This window comes from Phytomonospora sp. NPDC050363, from assembly GCF_040655735.1.
In the GTDB taxonomy this organism is placed as follows: Bacteria; Actinomycetota; Actinomycetes; order Mycobacteriales; family Micromonosporaceae; genus Phytomonospora.
On the sequence record NZ_JBFAKK010000003.1, the window covers coordinates 1 to 15,925 of the forward strand.

The following is a 15,925-nucleotide window of genomic DNA, read 5'->3' on the forward strand; positions in this document are numbered from 1 at the left end:
AGCGTCTGCGACACCACTGACAGATCATGTCGCGCACGCACCCTGCCAGCCCGTGCTGCATCAGCCCGCCACACCGAGCCAAGACCGACGAAACGCCGCCGCCACCCTCGGCACCGTCGTCGTGGAGGCCCAGGTCCGAAGTGGAGCACGCAACACCGCCCGCCACGCCGTCGAACTCGACCGCCAGCTCATGATCGTCCCCGGTGAGGCCACCTCCCCTCTGAGCGTCGGGGTGCACCAACTCGCCCGCGAGCCCGGCGGTGCCCGCATCGTCACCCGCGCCGCCGAGATCATCGAAGACCTCGGTGAACTCGGCACCGACCTCGCCGAGCCCCTCCACTCCCCGGACACCGTCCTCGACCGGCTCGACGAGATCGCCGCGCGAATCCTCGACTCCGTCCCCCGCCGCACAGCGGCCCTCCCCGCCCAGATCGCCGCCCAGGCCGGCACCACCCTCCGCGAAGTCAACCGGACCCTCCCCCTCCTCCACATGCGCGGCCTGATCGAGGACACCGCCGGCCGCTACCGCCAGACGAAGGCCGCCATCACCCCCGCCTTGGCAGCGGGAAGGGCGAGCGGGGCAGGTGGGGGTGGGGACGGGTGAGCGGGGTGAGGGCGGGAGCCGGGGATGGGCGAGCGGGGGCGGGAGCGGGGCCGGGGCCGGGGCCGGGGATGGGCGGGCCGGGTGAGCGCGAACCGAGCCGGGGCCGGGGATGGGCGGGCCAGGTGAACGCGAACCGAGCCAGGGCCGGAGACGGGCAGGCCGGGTGAGCGCAAGCCGAGCCGGAACCAGAGACGGGCAGGCCGGGTGAGCGCAAGCCGAGCCCGGGATGGGCGGGCGCTGAGGACCTGGCCCTGGCCAATCGCACCGCACCGCACCGCAGCCAGCAAACCCGTCCACGACACAAACGGAGGTGACATTCCCGGTCGACCGAAGGACACCCTGGGATGGGTTCCCTAGGTTCGCTCGCGGTTCGCCGGCTCGCCGGTTCGGGCACCTTCCGGACGGCACGACAGGCACGACAGGTACCGGGCCTCGCGAGCGCCGGTTGCCGGCGGCGACCGGCGTCGGCGTCGGCGTCGGAGCCAGCCGCCGTGGGCGGGAAGATGCTGCGTCGCGTCTTGGACATGCCCGCGCCGTCCGGGAGGCCGGCGCGTGGATGCCCGCGCTGCCAGGCCATGGCGGAACAGAGTCCGGAATCGCCACGATCAGGACACGGACGGAGGTGACGCCTCGGCGACGATGATGACGCAGACCGCCGCGAGCAAGCATCCGGAGCCGCAGCGGCGATGGACAACGGCATGCAGCGGCGTGCAGCGGCGTGCAGCTGCACCTCCCGTCCTTGCCGGGCTTCGCCTGGCTACGCCAGCCCGCCTCTACAAGCGACATCGAGCCATGGCGAGCCCGGCGGAGCCGGGCCCTGTCACCGAGCTCGCCAGGGGGGACTGCCAGCGCCATCTACCGTCGGCATTCAGCGAGGCCTCTCGGCGAGCGTGGCCATAAGGCAGCGATGCCAAGCGAGCCGATGGCTGCCGGGCCGGGTGAGCCGACGAGCACCGAAGTCGAGCGTTGGATGCCGGTGCTCGGCAACAGACTGGACGCCGGCTCGGGTCAGCCATCGAGTGCCGAAGCCGGGTGCCGGGTTTCGGGGCCGGGCGAGCCTTGGGCACATTTGTTCGCGCCAACAATGGGGCCTCGGCGCTCGGCGGGCGGGCAGACTGAATCGCTCGCGGCAACTACAGCGCATACCCGCCTGCCGTGCTGACGCGTCCACGGCGGCTACCGCACCAGTCGCGGCCGACGCCGGGCCACAGCGCTTGCCAAGGTTGCCGCATTCGCCGCGTCCATACCCAACGCCGAGCCGCACACCGAGCGAGCAACCGACCAGCCGCCAATCGGTGAAACGGCGAATCGACCGCCCAAACGTCCGCCCAACCGACCGACTGACACAGCCAGCCGACCAGCCGACCCAGCCGCCTACGGCAGCGTGATGTCTGGTTTGTCCAGCTCTTCGACGTTCACGTCCTTGAACGTCATCACCCGCACGTTCTTCACGAAGCGCGCCGGGCGGTACATGTCCCAGACCCAGGCGTCGCGCATCTCCACTTCGAAGAACACCTCGCCGTCGGTGTTGCGCACGTGCATCTCGACGTGATTGGCGAGATAGAACCGCCGCTCGGTCTCCACCACGTAGGAGAACTGGCGGACTATGTCGCGGTACTCCCGATAGAGCTGCAGCTCCATCTCGGTCTCGTACTTTTCGAGATCCTCAGCGCTCATGTCGCGGCCTCCACCCCGTCATTGTCACCCATGACCGGCGTGCCAGGCACCGCAGGCTGCCGCGACACACCCGCGTTCCTGACATTCGCGTAGGAATGCCGGTGCGCCACGCACGGACCGTAGGCGGCCAGCGCCTCCTGGTGGCCCGCGGTGACATATCCCTTGTGCGCGTCGAACCCGTATCGGGGGAACCTGACGTGCCAGTCGTCCATCAATCTGTCCCTGGTGACCTTCGCGAGCACGCTCGCGGCGGCGATGCACGCGGCCACCTGGTCACCCTTCCACACGGCCAGACCTGGCACGGAGAGCCCGTCGACGGCGAAGCCGTCGGTGAGCACGTACCCCGGCGCGACGCTCAGTCTGGCCAGCGCCCTGCGCATGCCGGTGAGGTTGCACACGTGCAACCCGCGCCTGTCGACCTCTTCCTGCCCGATCACCACGACCGAGTGGGCCATGGCGCGCGCGAGGACCTCCACGTAGGCCTCTTCGCGGGCGGCGGGGGTGAGCAGTTTCGAGTCGGCCAGCCCCGGCACTCGTCCGCGGCGTCCCGGCGGCAGGATCACCGCCGCTACGACGAGGGGGCCGGCGCAGGCCCCGCGGCCCGCTTCGTCGGCACCGGCGACGGCGTGGAAACCACGTCGCCGAAGCGCGTCTTCGAAGGTGTACAGGTCACCGTCGCGGCGGATGACCGTACGGGGAATGGTGATCACAGCGCCTCACGCAGAATTCGGCTCAGTTCCGGCGGGTAGATCACCTCGGCCGTGCCCGCAAGCTCGGCGGCGCTCCACCAGCGGTGCTCGTCCATGGTCGTCCGCTCGATCGGCTCGAAGCCGGCCGTGTCGACCACCCACGACTCGACGCGCGCCAGGAAGAACCAGTGCCGCTGCCGGTAGGCGAGGCCGTCGAAGGCGAACTCGGCGACTTCCTCGAACACCGGCCCGGCGAGTTCCTCGGCCGGCAACCGCAGGCCGGTCTCCTCGAAGAGTTCCCGGACGGCCGCGGCACGGGCGTCCTCACCCTCGTCGATGCCGCCGCCCGGCGTGAACCAGTACTTGTCGTCGGGCAGAGCCGGGTCGCAGCCACGAAAGAGCAGGACCCGGTCCTCGGCGTTGACGAGCAGAACCCTTCCGGCGAGCCGGTCGACCACCTCGGCAGAAGACATCACGTCAGACGACACTACGTCGGTTCGGGTACATCGGCAAAGGTGTCGGGAATCGCCAGCCAGCGCCAGCGATCGATCGGCCAGATGATCACGAAGGCCTTACCGATCACCGCGTCCACCGCGATCGTCGAGCGGTCGATGCTCTCGAAGCGGATGAAGTTCTCCCGCGAGTCACCCGACGCCGAACGGTGGTCGCCCATGACCCACAGGCGGCCTTCGGGCACGACGACGTCGAACTTGTTCGCGCTCGGCGCGTCCTGGACCCCGTCATCGTTGGTGTACAGGTATTCCGACTCGTCGAGCGGCTGGCCGTTGACGGTGATCTTCCCGTCCACACAGCACACGACGTGGTCGCCGCCGATCCCGATGACCCGCTTGATGAAGTCTTCCTCATTCGGGTCGCTGCGCCAGTCGTTCGGCGCGGTGAAGACGATGACCTCGCCGCGCTCGGGGTCGCGGAAGTCGTAGACCAGCTTGTTGACCAGCACCCGGTCCTTGAGGTCGAGGGTGTGCTCCATCGACCCCGAGGGGATCCAGAAGGACTGCAACACGAAGGTCCGCACGAGAAGGGCGACGACGATCGCCACACCGAGCAGGATCGGCAGTTCCTTCCAGAACGACCCGCTCTTCTTCTTGTCCTCGTCCTTGGACCCCTTCGCGGCGTCCTCGGCGGGCGGCTCGGTCTTCGGCTGCTCTTCTTCAATCACACGCGGAGTCTACGCATTGAACCTGAAACGTGGTGCCGGGAACACGGCGGTCAAAATGATCGGTGCCAACAAGACCGGACCGCCCTGGCCCCCTCCGGCCGCGATCGGCGCCGACCCGCCGGTGCCGGACGCCGGGTCGGGCACTCCGGCGAAGGTCGCCGGCAGCGGCAGCGCGTGCCAGCGGTCGACCGGCCATACGACGGCGATCGCGCGCCCGATCACGTTGTCCATCGGCACGAATCCCTGGCAGCGCGAGTCCTGCGACCTGCCGCGGTGGTCACCCATCACGAACAGCTGCCCCTCGGGGACCAGGACGGGCCCGAACTCCCGCGTGCGGCAGTCCCCGCCTTCCCCGCCGCCCTCGGCGCGGGGCGAATCCTCGAACAGGTACTCCGACTCGTCCAGCGGGTAGCCGTTGACGGTGACGCGGCCGTCCGCGTCGCAGCACATGACCGTGTCACCGGGCCGGCCGATCACCCGTTTGATGAAGTCCTTCTCCCCCGGCTCCCCGATTCCGACGAGGTCGGCCAGTCCCCCGCCGATGCGGCTGAGCAGCCCGGCGTTCGGGTCGGACTGGAACTCCGGCGCCCAGCGGTCGTTGCCGCGGAACACGATCACCTCACCGCGCTGCGGGGTGCGCACCTGGTAGACGACCTTCGACACCAGGACGCGGTCGCCTTCGGTGAGGATCTGCTCCATCGACGCCGAGGGGATCCCGAAGGCCTGCAGGAAGAAGGTCCTGATCAGCACCGCCACGCAGAACGCGACGAGCAGCAGCAGCGGCAGCTCTTTCCACAGCGGCATCTCCCGGCGGGCCGCCGTGCCCAGTGCGAGCCTGCGGCGGCGCTTCTCGTTAGCCGACTCGCGGCGGCCCGCGGCGGCCTTGCGCTCGGTCACGCCGGGCGCCGGGTCGGTGCCGGGGGTGTCGGCGTCCATGGCTCCTCCGGGGGCTGGGTCGCGCGGGTGCGCGCCTGGCCATCCTTCACGAGCCGTCAAGGGCACGGCAACGCAGGCACACGACAACGCGGGCCCGCCCGAAGGGGGACCCGCGTCGTGCAGATCTGGCGGCGAGGCCGCGGCGGACTAGTTCGCCGGACGCTCGCGCAGCTCCTTGATCTTCGCCTTCTTGCCGCGAAGCTCACGGAGGAAGTACAGCTTGGCGCGACGCACGTCACCGCGGGTCTCGACCTCGATCCGGTCGATGACCGGAGAGTTCAGCGGGAAGGTGCGCTCGACGCCGATGCCGAAGCTGACCTTGCGAATCGTGAAGGTCTCACGGAGGCCGGAGCCCTGGCGGCCGATCACGATGCCCTTGAAGATCTGGACACGGGAACGGTTGCCCTCGACGACCCGCACGTGCACCTTGAGCGTGTCACCGGCACGGAAATCCGGGATGTCCGCCCGTACCGAAGCGGCGTCCAGAAGGTCCAGCGTGTTCATGGCGAATAATCCTCGAAGCTCAAGGCGCGCTTTCGCGCCGAGTGAAAGTCTTGTCAGGTGTCGGCGGCCGAGTTCGGGGTGAGACACCGCGGAGCGGCCGATGCAACCGCTCAACAATACACATTACGATGGGCCGACATCGAACCCGGCCCCTTGCAACGTCGCCCGATCATGCTTGTCGAACTCCTCGACGGGCGTGGCGGCCAGCAGATCAGGCCTGGTCTGTGCGGTTCGCAACAGCGCCTGATCCCGCTTCCACCGCACGATCCTCGCATGGTGCCCGGACACGAGTACATCCGGTACCTCGAGTCCGCGCCATTCGGCCGGTTTCGTGTAGAGCGGCGCCTCCAGGAGACCCGTGGTGTGGGACTCCTCGACGATCGACTCGGCGTTGCCCAGCACGCCCGGCACGAGCCTGGTCACGGCCTCGGCGATCACCAGCGCGGCCACCTCGCCGCCGAAGAGGACGTAGTCCCCCAGCGACACCTCGGTCACCGGCATGCGCGTCGCGGCGTGCTCGATGACCCGCTGGTCGATGCCCTCGTAGCGGCCGCAGGCGAACATCAGCCACGGCTGCGTGCTCAGCTCCTCGGCCATCCGCTGCGTGAACGGCCGGCCGGCCGGGCTGGTCACCAGCAGGTGCGGGACCGGACCACCGGCCGGAACCAGCTCGTCGAAGGCCTCGCCCCACGGCTCGGGACGCATGATCATGCCCGGTCCCCCGCCGTAAGGGCTGTCGTCGACGGTCCGGTGGACGTCGTGCGTCCACTCGCGCAACTGGTGCACGCGCACGTCGAGCAGGCCGCGCTTGCGGGCGCGGCCGATCAGCGACAGCTCAAGCGGCTGAAGGTACTCGGGGAAGACGGAGACGACGTCGATCCGCAGCGCGGCGCCGTCCGGAGAGGATTCGCTCACAGGTCGAGCAGACCCTCCGGCGGGTCCACCACGATCCGGCGCCCGGGCACGTCGACCTCGGGAACCATCACCTTGATGAACGGGATGTAGACGGGCTTGGCACCCTTGCGCGACACGACGAGCATGTCGTGCGCGGCGCCGTGGTCGATGCGGGTGAGTTCGCCCACGCGCTCACCGGAGACGGTGACCACGTCCAGGCCCCACAGGTCGTGGTCGCGGAACTCGTCGGGGTCCTCGGGAGCCGCCATGCCCTCGCTCTCGAAGCACAGGCGGACTCCACGCATCTCATCGGCCCGAACCCGGTCGCCGACCTCCTTGAAGGTCATCAGCAGGCGACCCTGGTGCGGGCGGATGCCAGTGGTGGTCAGCGGACCGGCCGCCGCCGGGTCGGTGGAGTACACCTTCCCGACGGCGAACCGCGAGTCCGGCTCGTCGGTGCGAATCTCGACGACGAGCTCACCCCGAACGCCATGTGGCCGGATGATCCGGCCGACGACAAGCAGCACGGTCAGTACGAGTCGAGGATCTCGACGCGCACACCCCGGCCACCGATGCCGGTGACGACCTGGCGCAGAGCCTTGGCGGTACGGCCGCTGCGGCCGATGACGGTCCCGAGGTCGTCGGGGTTGACCCGAACCTCGAGCCGCTTGCCGCGGCGTCCGTTGATCATGCGGACCCGAACGTCGTCCGGGTTGTCGACGATGCCCTTGACCAGGTGCTCCAACGCGGGTCGGAGAACGTCAGGACTCCGCGGCGGCGTCCCCACCGGCAGTCTCCTCAGCAGTCGCGGTCGACTTGTCGGTCTTCTCGACCTTGGCCTCGTCGGCCTTCGCCTCGTCGGCCTTCTCGGCCTTCTTGGCGGGAGCCTTCTTCTTCGGCTTGGTCTCCGCGTCCTTGGCTTCCCCACCGGCGGCAAGGGCCTCGGCCTCGTACACGGCGGACTTGTCGGCCTTCGCAGCCGCGACCTTCAGCGGCTCCGGGGCGGGCAGGCCCTTGAACTTCTGCCAGTCACCCGTCTTGGACAGGATGGCCTTGACCGGGTCGGACGGCTGGGCGCCGACGCCGAGCCAGTACTGGACCCGCTCGGAGTTGACCTCGATGCGCGAGGGCTCCTCCTTCGGGTGGTAGATCCCTACGAACTCGATCGCCTTGCCGTCGCGCTTGGTGCGCGAGTCGGCGACGACGATGCGGTACTGAGGGTGGCGGATCTTGCCCATCCGCAGAAGTCGAATCTTTACGGCCACAGCTGTGTTAGCTCCTGTTGCGATATTGGGTGAGCGGCCTCGACACCGCGTAGGGTTGCGGCGCTTTCCGCTCGATGGACTGGCCGTACGACGTCGATGAGAGGGCGCCGCGCACGATCCACTACCAGCGGTCCATCCTACCGAGGCCCGATCAGTAGGAACGAGCCAGGTAGGCGACCAGTCCCTCTTCGTCCTCGGAGTCGGGAACCGAGCCGTCGGCACGGACCAGGCAGCGGACGCTGACGCCCTTGGTGTTGGCCTCGTTCTCACCCTCCACGCCGCAGTCCGACCACGGCAGCCGGACGAAGCCGTCGTTCGCGGCCTCGATCGCCTCGGCGAGCGTGCTCGCATCGGCGGTGTGGGCCTCGCGGTAGGCGAGCGCGGCGTCGAAAAGGGCCTTCTGGTCGGTTTCGAGGGCTTCGGTGACGGCCTTGGCGACCGCGTCGACGGACACGGCGGTCTTGGAACCGTCGATCCGGCGCACGATCGTGGCGTTGCCCTCTTTGAGGTCGCGCGGGCCGAGTTCGACGCGGATGGGGTAGCCCCGCAGTTCGGCGTCGACGGCGCGGCGGCCGAACGGGATGTCGGTGCGGGTGTCGAGTTTCACTCGGACGCCGGCGGCGCGCAGCTCGTCGTGGAGCTTCGCGGCGGTCTCGGCGACGCCTTCGCCGTCCTTGACGACGATGACGTAGGCCTGGACGGGGGCCAGTCGCGGCGGTACGCGCAGGCCGTTGTCGTCGCCGTGGGCCATGATCATGCCGCCGACCATGCGGGTCGACACGCCCCACGAGGTGGTCCACGCGTGGTGCTGCTTGCCGTCGCTGCCGAGGTAGCCGATGTCGAAGGCCTTGGCGAAGTTCTGGCCGAGCTCGTGCGAGGTGCCCATCTGGAGGGCCTTGCCGTCGCGCATGAGCCCTTCGAGGGTGTAGGTGTCGGTGGCTCCGGCGAATCGCTCGCGGGTGGTCTTGCGGCCGACGATGACGGGGATGGCCAGGATGTTGGCCATGAAGTCCTCGTAGACGTCGTGCAGGATGCGGCGGGCGTAGGCGCGGGCGTCGTCCTGGGTGGCGTGGGCGGTGTGGCCCTCCTGCCAGTGGAACTCCGCCGACCGCAGGAAGAGGCGCGTGCGCATCTCCCAGCGCAGGACGTTGGCCCACTGGTTGAGCAGCAGGGGCAGGTCCCGGTAGGACTGGATCCACTTGGCCATGAACTCGCCGATGACCGTCTCCGACGTGGGGCGGATGACGGCGGGCTCGTCGAGTTCCTTGCCGCCGCCGATGGTGACGACGGCGAGTTCGGGGGCGAAGCCCTCGACGTGCTCGGCCTCACGCTGGAGGTAGCTCTGGGGGATCAGCAGGGGGAAGGAGGCGTTCTCGGCGCCGGCGTCCTTGATGCGGAGATCGACCTCGGCCACCATGCGCTCCCAGATGGCCCACCCCGTCGGTCGGATCACCTGAGAGCCGCGGACTGGACCGTTCTCGGCCAGTTCGGCTTTCGCGATGACGTCCTGATACCAACGGGGGAAGTCCTCCGCCTGGGGAGTGAGCACTCGTGCCACGGTGATCCCGGGTCCTTTGCATGATCGTTTGTGCTGGTCAGAGTGGGTGTCGCCGTGAGGGACACCACGAAGGCAGCCTACAGGGCGCGTTTTGGGCGGTGACAGCGAATATGCGCCGCTCAGGCGTGAGCAGCGCGTGGGAGGCACTCGGTCCACTGAGGACTGTCGCACGAGGCCGGTAGCCTGCCCGCCGTATCCGAGCCGAAGGAATCCGCCTTGAGCGACTCGTCCGTCCACATTCCCCTCCACATCGCCGACCGCGCGATGGTCACCCTGATCAGTGCCGCCGGACCGCAGGAGTGGGACCGCGCCATCGCCTCGCGGCCGCGGATCGTGCGCGCGGTGCTCGACGGCCACGTGCCGGTGCCCGCCGCATTCGCCGAGGAGGCGCTGCGGGGCGGGGACGAGGAGTCGCTGATCTCGCTGCTCAAGGCCCACGAACGGGTGCAGGACATGCCCGACGTGCTGGACCGGCTCGCCGCGACCGGCCGCGCGCGGCTCTACCGCCACCACGACCGGCGCTTCCAGACGCGGCTGCTGGCCTCCGCGCACCTCGACCGGGCCGGCTGGGCCGCGATGGACCTGAGCCGGTGGGTGACGTGGATGCGTCCCGAGGACGAGGTCCGAACGTGGCGGCTGTACGTGCACTCGCGCCTGCCCGCGCTGCTGCGCGGCACCCTGGAGCGCGTGGGACACCTGCTGTCGGACCGGGAGCGGGCACTGGCGCTGTGGAACCTGCACGCGGCGGCCGGGCGCGAGGCGGCGGAGGCGTGGTTCGAGCGAGTCGGCGGAGTCGTCGGGGAGAAGGCCGCCGCCGAGGTCGCCGACGGAGGCGATCTCTCCGCCCTGGCCGCCTGGGCCGAGAGCACCGAGCTCGCCGTGGCCGAGTTGCGGGACACCGGGAGCGGCGACCGGGCACAGACCTTCGGTGCCCGCGAGGTCCTCGACTGGGACGTGTTGCGCGCGGCGCACCGCGAGGAGCCCTTCGACGTCGAGGCGGCGGGTCTGCTGGCCGGGCGTGAGGGCTGCCCGGAGGACTTCCTCGCCGAACTCTACGAAGCCCATCCGGGAGCGGTCGTCGACAACGCCGCGCGTCCCGACCGGGCCTGGTGGGCACTGAGGCCCAGCGGCTCGGCGGCGGTCGTCGCGCGGGCGTCGAAGGTGCTCGCCGGGCGGCTGGTCGCCGAGGGCGAGCCGGAGGGCGTGCTCGCCGAGGCGCGGCCCGCGGTGGCGGTTCTGGAGGCCCTGCGGACGTCGCGCGAGCGGCACGCCGAGAACACCGCCGCGCTGATGGACGAGCTGACCGCGCCGGTGGCGCGGCTCGGCGCCGATCCGGCCAGGTGGCGGGCGCTGCGGGCGGCGTTGAAGTCCGCGAAGGGCCTGACCGTGCTGGAGCTGTTCGCGAAGGCGGAGTCGATGGCGGCGGCCGGGAAGGCACCGGCGGCCTGGCCGGACGCGGCGGACGTTCCCCCCGAGGGCAAGGCGACGTCGCTGACGGGTGCGCGGTCGGCGTTCGTGCCGCTGTTCGACGTGGCGGCCGTCGAGGTGCAACTGGCCCTGCTTCCCCACCTGGACGGCAGGACTCGGCACGAGGTGTTCACCCTCGGCGCGTGGCGTCCGGAGTGGCTCGACGCCGCCCTCGCCGGCCCCGACCGGGGCTGGTGCCTGTCACTGGCCGCGCGGGCGTCGCTGAGCACACCCGCCATCCAGCGGCTGCTCGAACTGGACGATTCGGAGATCAACGCCCGGCTCTTCCTGCGCTCGCAGGTCTCGAACCTCCAGCGCACCGCGATCCTGTCCGGGCGGCGCTTCGGCGGCGGCGAGGGGCCGGTCCCTCTCGACCCGGGCCTGCGCGGCAGGCTGCTCACCCGAGACGGCGGCTGGCGCGGCACCGACGCGATCGACTGCGCCGACGCCGAGTTGCAGACGCACATCCTGGCGAAGGTACGGGTGCGCGGGGAAATGCCGCAGACGCGGCTGCTGGTCGAGGCGTGGGATCGGCACGGACGGGAGCTGGCGGCGAAGTACGTCGCCGGCGACATCGGGCCGAAGGCCTACTCGGCCCACCCGATCGGGCCGGGGCTCAAGAAGCGCTTCACGGCACTGCTGAAGCTGGACGATCCCTCGGCCGAGCTGGCCCGGCTGCGCGAAGAGGCGCGGGAGTCGCTGACCGCCGAGTGGCAGATCGGCCAGGTCCGGGCCGATCGCTCCGACCACTTCGACCTGGCCAAGCACTCCCACCACTGGCATTGGGACGAGCTGGTCGCCGCGCACCGGGAGGAGCCCTTCTCGCCGTGGATGATCAAGGGCTTCGACTCCGAGACCGCAGGGTGCCCGACCGAGTTCAAGGCGGACTCGGAGGAGCTGGGACCCAATCCGGAGGTCGGCGAGACCTGGGAGGACCGGATCCTCTCCTCCGGGGACGTCCTGCGGCGGCTGGAGGCCCCGCTGTCGGTGGACTACCAGAAGCGGCACTGGCTCGGCAGCGCGCTCGCGCGGGGCGCGGTCTCCCCCGGCGATGTCCTGGCCGTCGCGCGGCCCGCGGCGGTCGCGCTGGCGGTGGTGAACACGCGCGGCGCCGACGCGGTGTCGAAGCTGCTGGCGGAGACCGTCGCCGGGGACCCCGACGTGTGGATGCTGGTGCTGGGCATGCTCCCGGACTTCGCCGGCTCGCTGCCCGAGCTGCTGGACACGGCGAGGCTCGCCGTGGGCTGAGCACGTCAGCGGCCCGTGCGCGAACCGTGCGCGGGCCGTCAGCGCTCTCCGGGAACGTTCGGGGCACAGGGATCCACGACAACCCGAGGAGCGCGAGATGTCCCACGAATCCACCGTCGTCGCCGGCGGCGCGACCGACTTCATGACGGTCCGCCACCTGCGGCTGACCGGCGGCCAGCAAGAGATCGGCCGCGCACTGGGCGGCGAGGCGACCGGGTACGGCTGGGCGCCCACGCCGATCGACCCGGTGCTGGGCCGGGCCCGGCGCGTCTGGTTCGAGCGGCACTGGCCGCAGCACGCCGAGCGGCTGCGCGGGATCGCCGAGGCGGCCGGCGTCGACCCCGATCGCGACGACCTCGCCTTCGACTCGCCGTCGAGCGTGCCCGCCGGGTCGGGTTGCTCGGCGGTGTTCTGCCCGCCGTCATCCACAGTGGATGGACACGGGTTGTTCGGCCGCAACTACGACTTCTTCACCATGTCGTGGGAGGAGATGGTCGCGGCGTTCTCCGGGCCGGACGGCACGCCCGCCGCTCCCGGCGGCACGCCCATCGCGTCGCGACCGTACGTGCTGACCACCGTCCCCGACGACGGGCTCGCCACCACCGTCATCACGATGGACAACCTCGACGGCGCCACCGAGGGCGTCAACGAGGCGGGGTTGTCGGTGGCGTTGCTCATCTCCGACATCACCGAGGCCAAGCCGCCGGAGGGGCCCACTCCCCCGCAGGTCGGCGTCAACCCGATGCAGCTGCCGCGGTTCGTGCTGGAGACCTGCCGCACCGCCGACGAGGCGAAGGCGGCGCTGCTCGGCGCGAAGCAGTCGGCGGAGGTCGGCTGCCACTACCTGATCGCCGACGCCTCGGGCCGCGCGTTCGTGTGGGAGCGCGCGGGCGGCGTCGAGCACATCATCGAGGCCGAGGGCGGCGGTCCGCTGTGCGTGACCAACCACCTGCTCAGCCGCCACCCCGTCGCGCGCGACCTCCCGGCCGACACCGAGGAGACCTTCCTGACCTACGGCCGGGCCCGCACCCTCACCGAACGGGTCGAGGGCGCCGAGGTCGGCCGCGACTTCCTGGAGGACGCGATGGACGAGGTCTCGGTGCCGGCGGCGCCCGACTTCCCGTGGCGGACCCTGTGGCGTTCGGTGATCGACGTCAACGAGCCCTCGCTGGAGACGCGCTTCTACCTCGGCGACGCCGACGGCGCCGTCCGCCGCAGTGAGGCGCTGCGCTTCACGCCGAAGTAGCCGGCGAGGGCACCGGGCGCGCCGTCGCAACACGGACGGTGCGCCCGTCGTACGCGGTGCGCTGTCGCGGCGTGGGACTAGCGTCGGCAACCGGTCGGCGGGCGGGAAAGCGGAACCGTTCGTCCACTGAGGACTGTCGTACGCCGGCGGTAGCCTCCCGGTAGCCGAGCAGAAGGACGACCTTGAACGCACCGCATCTCACCCCCGACCACAGGCAGGCGTTCTCCGCTCTGATCGACGCGGCCGGCCCACTCGACTGGCGCGCGCTCCTCTCGGCCCTGCGTGGCCCCTTCACCCACGTCCTGGGCAAGTCTCACCGGCTTCCCGGCGAACTGATCGAGGCCGTCTTCGAACTCGGCGACGCCGAACTCCTGCGCGCGCTGGCCGGCAACGCCGAGCTGCGCCGCGATCCGGACGCACGGCGGAGACTCGCCGCCGGCGGGCACCCCGCGGTTGCCCTGGCCTGCGCCGACGACCGCGACCTGCGCCGCACCGTCCTGGAGAACGCCGATCCCTCGCACCCGGGTTGGCACGGGGAGACGGGCGCGATCACGCGACTGTGCACGGAGAAGGACCCCCGCGTCATCCGGTCGTTCGCGTACGCGCCCTTCACGCGCCTGCTGGAGCACGTCCTCGACATCGCCGCCGGTGAGCTGAGCGAGCGCGAGCTGGCATACGCCCTCGCCGGCCTGCGCCGCCACAGCGCGACGGACAACGCGCGCACGTGGGCCGAGCTGATCGGCGGGCCCGTCGCGTCGCGGGCCATCGTCGAACTCGAAGCCGGCGGCGACCTCTCCGGGCTCCTCGATTGGGCCGACGGAACCGAGTGCGCCGTCCGGGAGCTGCGTCCCGGCGGTCGCGGCGACCTCGAATGGCGCGTCTCCTTGCGCCCCGTCCTCGACTGGGCCGCCATCGACGCCGCCCACGCCGCCGAGCCCTTCGACGAGCGCGCCGCGCGGGCCCTGGTCGCCAGGGCGGACTGCCCGCCCGAGACCGTCGCACGGCTGCACGACACCCACCCACTCGCCATCGCCGAAGACGCCCTGGCCTTCGACGAGGGGATCTGGCGCGGCGAGAAGAACGCCACCGCCGCCGTCCTCGGCAAGTCGGCCGCCGTACTGACCCGCCGAGCCTTCGAACTGGGCATCCCCGCCGGCCTGATCACCGCCGCCCGCCCCGCGACGGCGATCCTGGCCGCCATGCGTCCCGAGCGCACGACCTCGCCGGACCACCCCGCCTTCGCCGAGCTTGAGCGACTGACCGCCGAGCAACTCGGCGACGACCCCGCCGCCTGGCGAGCGCTGCGGTCGGTGCTGCGCTCGGCGCCCGGGCCGGTCGGCGTGCTGTTCGGGACGGTGTGGTCGGTGGTGAACGGCAACGGCGCACCCCCGTCGTGGCCGTATCCCGCCGAGGCGCCCGCCGACGGCAAGTCGGGGGTCCCGTCGGGTGCCCGCGCGGCCTTCCTCACCGTCTTCGACTGCGCCACCGTGGAAGTGCGGCGCGGCCTGCTGCCGCACCTCGACGAGCGGACCCGCTTCGACGTGTTCACCCGTGCCGTCTTCGAGCCCTACCTCGCCGACGCGGCCGTCGAGGGCGGGGAGCGCTTCGCGCTGATGCTCGCCGCTCGTCCCACCCTCGAAGCCGGGACGATCCAGCGCCTGCTCGAACTCGACTCCCCCGCCGTCAACAGCAGGCTCTTCAACCGCACCGGGGCGACCCCGGAGCAGCGTCGCGCGATCTTGTCCGGGCACCGTTTCGGTCCCGGCGAAGGCATCGTGCCGCTCGACCCGGCACTGCGCGAGCGGCTGCTGGCCAAGCAGGCGGGCTGGCACCCCACCGAGGCCGTCGAATGCGCCGACGCCGAGCTTCAGGAGCACATCCTGCTCGCCGTGCGGGTCCGCGGCGACCTCCCGCAGCTGCGGCTGCTCCTCAACGCCTGGAAGTGGCACGGCCGCGAACGCGCGCTGCACCTGATCTCCGACGAGCTCAAGCCCGCCTCGTACTCGCGCAGGCCCATCGGCCGCACCGCCAAGTCCAGGCTGCGCAAACTCGCCGCTCTCTCCGACCCCGCGGCCGCCCTCGCCGAGGCCCGCGCGCAGGTCGACGCCTCGACGACCGCCGAGTGGCAGATCGCCGAGTTGCGGCGGGATCGGGACAACCCCTTCGAACTGGCGCGTCACTCGCATCCGTGGCGCTGGGCGGAGATCATCGCCGCCCACCGGGCCGAGGCCCTGCCGCCGAAGATGCTGGCGGCCATGCGGGACATGACCAGCGGGCTGCCCGCCGAGCTCGGGGAGGCGGCGGACGCCCAGGCCAACGCGTGGGACGGCCCGCTCACCAAGCCGGGCGGGGCCCTGCGGCGCCTCAAGGAGAAGCCGCTCGACGAGGGTTTCGTCAACGGCCAGTGGGTGCCACTGTGTCTCGCCTCCGGTCAGCTGACCCCCGGCGACCTGGTCCGCCACGGTTTCCCCGCCATGCGCGCGCTCGCGCTCGCCGCGCCGCACCTGTCCGAGGACCCCGGGCCGCTGTCGGCGCTGCTCGAAGAGACCGTCGACGGCCGTCCCGACGCGTGGCTGCTCACCTTGCGGATCCTGCCGGAGTTCACCGGCACGGTACCCGAGCTCCTGGCGACCGCGACCGCGGCGACGGACTGAGAG

Annotated in this window: 15 protein-coding genes; 4 read left to right on the top strand and 11 right to left on the bottom strand. The window is 71.0% G+C overall.

All coding sequences use genetic code 11. From position 1 onward, the window contains the following. Positions 1–52 precede the first annotated feature (52 nt). Entirely contained in the window at positions 53–604 is a 552-nt protein-coding gene (locus tag AB0I28_RS08115; RefSeq protein WP_357490885.1) for a DNA-processing protein DprA, read from the top strand. A 1,374-nt stretch (positions 605–1,978) separates the two neighbouring features. Here the strand turns inward: AB0I28_RS08115 and AB0I28_RS08120 are convergent. The 11 genes from AB0I28_RS08120 to proS form a co-directional block, all read right to left on the bottom strand. Beyond that, on the bottom strand, positions 1,979–2,281 hold the full coding sequence (locus tag AB0I28_RS08120) for a DUF2469 domain-containing protein (protein WP_184785387.1): 303 nt from the start codon (positions 2,279–2,281) through the stop codon (positions 1,979–1,981). After that, a complete protein-coding gene (locus AB0I28_RS08125; RefSeq protein WP_357490888.1) occupies positions 2,278–2,991 on the bottom strand; it encodes a ribonuclease HII in 714 nt (237 codons plus the stop codon). Before AB0I28_RS08125 ends, AB0I28_RS08120 begins: the two co-directional genes overlap by 4 nt. Next, a complete protein-coding gene (locus AB0I28_RS08130; protein ID WP_357490890.1) occupies positions 2,988–3,443 on the bottom strand; it encodes an NUDIX domain-containing protein in 456 nt (151 codons plus the stop codon). Before AB0I28_RS08130 ends, AB0I28_RS08125 begins: the two co-directional genes overlap by 4 nt. Before the next feature lie 14 nt (positions 3,444–3,457). Continuing rightward, on the bottom strand, positions 3,458–4,048 hold the full coding sequence (gene lepB / locus AB0I28_RS08135; protein ID WP_357491937.1) for a signal peptidase I: 591 nt from the start codon (positions 4,046–4,048) through the stop codon (positions 3,458–3,460). 111 nt (positions 4,049–4,159) lie between these two features. After that, on the bottom strand, positions 4,160–5,086 hold the full coding sequence (gene lepB, locus AB0I28_RS08140; protein ID WP_357490892.1) for a signal peptidase I: 927 nt from the start codon (positions 5,084–5,086) through the stop codon (positions 4,160–4,162). 147 nt (positions 5,087–5,233) lie between these two features. Continuing rightward, a complete protein-coding gene (gene rplS / locus AB0I28_RS08145; protein WP_357490894.1) occupies positions 5,234–5,590 on the bottom strand; it encodes a 50S ribosomal protein L19 in 357 nt (118 codons plus the stop codon). A 123-nt stretch (positions 5,591–5,713) separates the two neighbouring features. Further along, complete coding sequence (trmD, locus tag AB0I28_RS08150) at positions 5,714–6,475, bottom strand: tRNA (guanosine(37)-N1)-methyltransferase TrmD (RefSeq protein WP_357491939.1); 762 nt, start codon at positions 6,473–6,475, stop codon at positions 5,714–5,716. 26 nt (positions 6,476–6,501) lie between these two features. Further along, the gene (rimM, locus tag AB0I28_RS08155; protein ID WP_357491941.1) at positions 6,502–7,008 is read right to left on the bottom strand and encodes a ribosome maturation factor RimM; all 507 of its coding nucleotides are present in this window, start codon (positions 7,006–7,008) and stop codon (positions 6,502–6,504) included. Positions 7,009–7,013: 5 nt separating this feature from the next. After that, entirely contained in the window at positions 7,014–7,271 is a 258-nt protein-coding gene (locus AB0I28_RS08160) for an RNA-binding protein (RefSeq protein ID WP_184785382.1), read from the bottom strand. Continuing rightward, complete coding sequence (rpsP, locus tag AB0I28_RS08165) at positions 7,246–7,749, bottom strand: 30S ribosomal protein S16 (RefSeq protein WP_357490896.1); 504 nt, start codon at positions 7,747–7,749, stop codon at positions 7,246–7,248. The genes AB0I28_RS08160 and rpsP overlap by 26 nt, the downstream gene beginning before the upstream one ends. A gap of 151 nt (positions 7,750–7,900) precedes the next feature. After that, entirely contained in the window at positions 7,901–9,307 is a 1,407-nt protein-coding gene (gene proS / locus AB0I28_RS08170; RefSeq protein WP_357490898.1) for a proline--tRNA ligase, read from the bottom strand. A gap of 216 nt (positions 9,308–9,523) precedes the next feature. On the opposite strand from proS, the gene AB0I28_RS08175 reads away from it, so the two are divergent. The 3 genes from AB0I28_RS08175 to AB0I28_RS08185 all read left to right on the top strand — a co-directional run bounded on the left by AB0I28_RS08175 (position 9,524) and on the right by AB0I28_RS08185 (position 15,922). Then, the gene (locus tag AB0I28_RS08175) at positions 9,524–12,022 is read left to right on the top strand and encodes a hypothetical protein (protein WP_357490900.1); all 2,499 of its coding nucleotides are present in this window, start codon (positions 9,524–9,526) and stop codon (positions 12,020–12,022) included. A gap of 97 nt (positions 12,023–12,119) precedes the next feature. Continuing rightward, positions 12,120–13,268, top strand: a complete 1,149-nt coding sequence (locus AB0I28_RS08180) for a C45 family peptidase (protein WP_357490902.1) — start codon at positions 12,120–12,122, stop codon at positions 13,266–13,268. A 182-nt stretch (positions 13,269–13,450) separates the two neighbouring features. Continuing rightward, positions 13,451–15,922: a hypothetical protein gene (locus AB0I28_RS08185; RefSeq protein ID WP_357490904.1), complete on the top strand. Its 2,472-nt coding sequence runs from the start codon at positions 13,451–13,453 to the stop codon at positions 15,920–15,922. Positions 15,923–15,925 lie beyond the last annotated feature (3 nt).